Source organism: Phenylobacterium sp., assembly GCF_036502675.1.
Lineage (GTDB): Bacteria > Pseudomonadota > Alphaproteobacteria > Caulobacterales > Caulobacteraceae > Phenylobacterium.
In genome coordinates this window covers 1-3,454 of sequence record NZ_DASXYF010000086.1, presented here as the reverse complement: position 1 = coordinate 3,454, position 3,454 = coordinate 1, and the positions used below count along the sequence as shown (strand labels likewise).

Sequence of the window (3,454 nt, the reverse complement as noted above, 5' to 3'; positions counted from 1 at the left end):
GCCTTCGGCCGCCAGGATCTGCTCGCGCACCTCGTGGCCGATCACCGCCTGCAGGTCACGCACCATCATCGGATAGGGGTGCATGCCGGCCGCGGTGCCGATCAGGTAGTAGGTGTCGTGCACGTTGGTGACCCAGTCGCGCAGCGCCTCGTTCATGGCGTCCTTCAGCGTCGCCGAGCCCGAGGTCACCGGGACCACCTGGGCGCCCAGCAGGTTCATGCGGAACACATTGGGCTTCTGCCGCTCGACGTCGACCGCGCCCATATAGACCACGCAGGGCAGGCCGAAGCGGGCGCAGACCGTGGCGGTGGCCACCCCGTGCTGGCCGGCGCCGGTCTCGGCGATGATCCGGGTCTTGCCCATCCGCATGGCCAGCAGGATCTGGCCCATGCAGTTGTTGATCTTGTGCGAGCCGGTGTGGTTCAGCTCCTCGCGCTTCAGGTAGATCCTCGCCCCGCCGTAGTGGGCGGTGAGCCGTTCGGCGAAATAGAGCGGCGAGGGGCGGCCGACGTAGTGGGTCAGGTAGCCGTCCAGTTCGGCCTGGAAGCTGGGGTCGGCCTTGGCCGCGGCGTAGGCGGCGTCCAGCTGCAGCACCAGCGGCATCAGGGTTTCGGGCACGTAGCGGCCGCCGAAATCGCCGAAGCGCCCCTCCGGCGTCGGATAGGCCGCGTAGTCGTTGGGCTTGGCCCGGCTGTTCGAAGGAGCTGCGGTCACGTGGGCTTTCGGCGTCGGCTCAGGCGCGGCGGACGGCGTCCAGGAACGCCGTGATCAAGGCCGGGTCCTTTAGTCCCGGACCCCGCTCCACGCCAGAAGAAACGTCCACGGCCCTGGCGCCGGAGAGCCGCACCGCCTCGTCCACGTTCCACGGATCGAGCCCGCCGGCCAGGAACCAGGGCCTGGAGAACCGCTGGCCCGCCAGCAGCGTCCAGTCGAAGCGCGAGCCCGTGCCGCCCGGCAGCACGGCGTCCTTCGGCGGCCTGGCGTCGAACATCAGGTGCTCGGCCGCCCCGTCGAACTGGCGGGCGGCGGCCAGGTCGGAGGCTTCGCCCACCGGCAGGGCCTTGATGACGCCCGCGCCCGACCGGGCCGCCACCGCATGCGCCCGCGACGGCGTCTCGCGGCCGTGCAGCTGGATGAAGTCCGGCTTCAGCACCCGGGCGATCTCGTCCACCAGGGCGTCGGAGGGTTCCACCGTCACCGCCACCAGCTTCGCCGCGCCCCGCACCGGCGCCGCCAGCCGCGCCGCCGCCTCGGCGGTCACCACGCGCGGGCTCTGCGGAAAGAACACGAACCCCAGGTAGGCCGCCCGCCCGGCCAGCGCGGCCTGCACCGCCTCGGGCGTGGAAAGGCCGCAGATCTTGACGAGGACGTCGCTCATGGCCGGGGATTAGGGGGATCAGCCTGCAAATCGCAAGGGACGGTTTCGAAACGGCGCCCGCCGCGCCCATTTCCGCCCTCGTGTCCAGAAATGTGCGAATCCTGCAGCTTTCCGGGGAGGATCTAGGGCCGCTGGGTCTTCAGCGTGTCGCGGATCTCCGTCAGCAGCGCCTCGGTGGGCGTGGGCGCGGGCGGCGCCTGCTCGACCTTCCTGGCGTCGGCCCGGCGGATGACGTTCACCAGCTTGACCAGCAGGAACACCACCCAGGCGACGATGATGAACTTGATCACCGCGTTGATGAAAATGCCGTACTTGATGGCCACCAGCTCGTCGGCCTTGGTGGCCGGGTTGTCCGGCTTCAGCACGATCTCCAGGTGCGAAAAGTCGATGCCCGACAGCAGCAGGCCGATCGGCGGCATGATCACCTGGTCCACCAGGCTGGTGGTGATGCCGGTGAAGGCCGCGCCGATGATCACGCCGACCGCCAGGTCGATGACGTTGCCGCGGGCGATGAACTCGCGGAACTCGGAACCCATGCTCATGAAAACCTCCTGACGCTCTCAGGTCGTCACTCGTCGGCGTTGAGCCTCTCGCGCAGCTCCTTGCCGCTCTTGAAGAAAGGCACGTGCTTGGCGCGCACCTCGACGGGGGCGCCGGTGCGCGGGTTGCGCCCCGCCCGGGCGTCGCGCGAGCGGACGGACAGCGCGCCGAAGCCGCGCAGCTCCACCCTGCCCCCGCCTTCCAGCGACTGGATCATGCGCTCGAGGATCACCCCCACCACGCGCTCGATGTCGCGCTGGGTAAGATGCGGGTTTTCCTCGGCGAGACGGGCGATCAGTTCCGATTTGATCATACGGGCCTTCGCGTGCTGAGCGGCGCGACCATGGTCGAACAGCGCCACCAGTTCAAGGCGCAATCCGGCCCCGCGCCTGCGGTCTTTCCATGTCGCATAAAGGAAAGGCCCCGCCCGGCGAACCGGACGGGGCCTCTGGATTCCAGCAATGAAATCCGTCCTATTCCTTCGAGGCCTTCTCGCGGAGGGCCGCGCCCAGGATATCGCCCAGCGAGGCGCCGGAGTCGGAAGAGCCGAACTGCTCGATGGCCTTCTTCTCCTCGCCCATCTCGAGCGCCTTGATCGACAGCGAGACGCGGCGGGCGGCCTTGTCGATGTTGGTGATCTGGGCGTCGACGCGGTCGCCGACCGCGAACCGCTCGGACCGCTGGTCGGCCCGGTCGCGCGACAGGTCGGCCTTGCGGATGAAGGCGCCCATCGGGGCCGAGTCCTCGCCGAACTTCACCTCGATGCCGCCGGTGGTGACCTCGGTGATCGTCACGGTGACGGTCTGGCCCTTGCGCCAGGTGTCCTCGGCCATCGGGTCGCCGGCCAGCTGCTTCACGCCCAGGCTGATGCGCTCCTTCTCCACGTCGACGTCGAGCACGCGGACCTTGACCACGTCGCCCTTGTTGTAGCGGGCGATCGCCTCCTCGCCGGGGACGCTCCAGTCCAGGTCGGACAGGTGCACCATGCCGTCGATCTCGTTGTCGAGGCCGATGAACAGGCCGAACTCGGTGGCGTTCTTGACCTCGCCTTCCACGGTGGAGCCCACCGGGTGGGCCGCCAGGAAGGCGTCCCACGGATTGGCCATCGCCTGCTTGAGGCCCAGCGACACGCGGCGCTTGGACGGATCGACGTCCAGCACCACCACTTCGACCTCTTGCGACGTCGAGACGATCTTGCCGGGGTGGACGTTCTTCTTGGTCCAGGACATTTCCGAGACGTGCACCAGGCCTTCCACGCCGGCCTCCAGCTCCACGAAGGCGCCGTAGTCGGTGATGTTGGTGATGCGGCCGGTGAACTTGGCGCCCACCGGGTACTTGGCCTCCACGCCGTCCCACGGGTCGGACTGCAGCTGCTTCATGCCCAGCGAGATGCGTTGGGTGTCGGGGTTGATCTTGACGATCTGCACCTTGACCGTGTCGCCCACCGCCAGCACCTGGCTCGGGTGGTTGACGCGCTTCCAGCTCATGTCGGTGACGTGCAGCAGGCCGTCGATGCCGCCCAGGTCCACGAACGCG

At 68.5% G+C, this 3,454-nt stretch carries 5 protein-coding genes; all 5 read right to left on the bottom strand.

Annotated features, from left to right (window positions below; genetic code table 11):
• On the bottom strand, positions 1-714 hold a 714-nt coding region (locus VGL30_RS11025), incomplete at its 3' end, for a pyridoxal-phosphate dependent enzyme (protein WP_331539855.1).
• Positions 715-733: 19 nt separating this feature from the next.
• Positions 734-1,378 (bottom strand): phosphoribosylanthranilate isomerase, encoded by a 645-nt coding sequence (locus VGL30_RS11020; RefSeq protein ID WP_331539853.1) that lies wholly within the window; start codon positions 1,376-1,378, stop codon positions 734-736.
• A 122-nt stretch (positions 1,379-1,500) separates the two neighbouring features.
• Complete coding sequence (mscL, locus tag VGL30_RS11015) at positions 1,501-1,920, bottom strand: large-conductance mechanosensitive channel protein MscL (RefSeq protein ID WP_331539851.1); 420 nt, start codon at positions 1,918-1,920, stop codon at positions 1,501-1,503.
• Positions 1,921-1,946: 26 nt separating this feature from the next.
• A complete protein-coding gene (locus VGL30_RS11010; protein ID WP_331539849.1) occupies positions 1,947-2,231 on the bottom strand; it encodes an integration host factor subunit beta in 285 nt (94 codons plus the stop codon).
• 160 nt (positions 2,232-2,391) lie between these two features.
• A partial coding sequence (locus VGL30_RS11005) for a S1 RNA-binding domain-containing protein (protein WP_331539847.1) occupies positions 2,392-3,454 on the bottom strand: 1,063 nt, incomplete at its 5' end.